Annotated in this window: 1 protein-coding gene; it reads right to left on the bottom strand. The window is 61.8% G+C overall.

The genetic code is table 11. The features are described 5' to 3' along the window. A partial coding sequence (locus RT018_RS06840; RefSeq protein WP_312940437.1) for an ATP-binding cassette domain-containing protein occupies positions 1–272 on the bottom strand: 272 nt, incomplete at both ends.

Genomic DNA, 272 nt, shown 5'->3' with positions numbered 1-272 from the left:
CCTTCATCACGTCCAGCACCTCGCCCACCATCTCCGGGTCCAGTGCGGAGGTGGGTTCGTCAAACAGCATCACCTCCGGCTCCATGGCAAGGGCGCGCACAATGGCAACCCGCTGCTTCTGTCCGCCGGAAAGCTGAATGGGATACGCGCCCGCCCGGTCCTTCAGGCCCACCCGGTCCAGCAGGTTCAGGGCCTTTTCTTCCGCCTGCGCCTGACTCATATGACGCACCTTGATGGGGGCCAGCGTCATATTCTCCAAAATGGTTTTGTGG

The organism is Oscillibacter sp. (assembly GCF_032060045.1).
Lineage (GTDB): Bacteria > Bacillota > Clostridia > Oscillospirales > Oscillospiraceae > Oscillibacter.
Note: the sequence above shows the minus strand (reverse complement) of the source record. Positions and strands in the feature narration are given on the sequence as shown.